General features: G+C 64.6%; 1 protein-coding gene. It reads left to right on the forward strand.

What is annotated here, in order from left to right; translation table 11 throughout:
• On the forward strand, positions 1 to 508 hold a 508-nt coding region (locus ACIIOY_RS26805), incomplete at both ends, for a recombinase family protein (protein WP_411037716.1).

Genomic DNA, 508 nt, shown 5'->3' on the forward strand with positions numbered 1-508 from the left:
CGCGCCGCCAGCGCTGCGCCATCTATACCCGCAAGTCGAGCGAGGAAGGGCTCGACATGGAGTTCAACAGCCTCGACGCCCAGCGCGAGGCTTGCGAGGCCTTCGTGACGAGCCAGAAGGCGGAAGGCTGGGCCACCATTCGCGAACGCTACGATGACGGCGGCTTCTCCGGTGGCACGCTGGAGCGCCCCGGCCTGAAGCGCCTCATTCAGGACGTCGAGGCCGGTCTGATCGATGTGATCGTGGTCTACAAGATCGACCGGCTTTCGCGCTCGCTGATGGACTTCGCCAAGCTGGTCGAGATCTTCGACCGCAATCAGGTGACCTTCGTTTCGGTCACGCAGTCGTTCAACACCACGACCTCTATGGGCCGCCTGACCCTGAACATCCTCCTCAGCTTCGCGCAGTTCGAGCGGGAGGTGATCGGCGAGCGCATCCGCGACAAGGTCGCGGCATCCCGCAAGCGCGGCATGTGGATGGGCGGTCACGTCCCGCTGGGCTACGACGT

The organism is Shinella agrisoli, from assembly GCF_046557955.1.
Classification (GTDB): domain Bacteria; phylum Pseudomonadota; class Alphaproteobacteria; order Rhizobiales; family Rhizobiaceae; genus Shinella.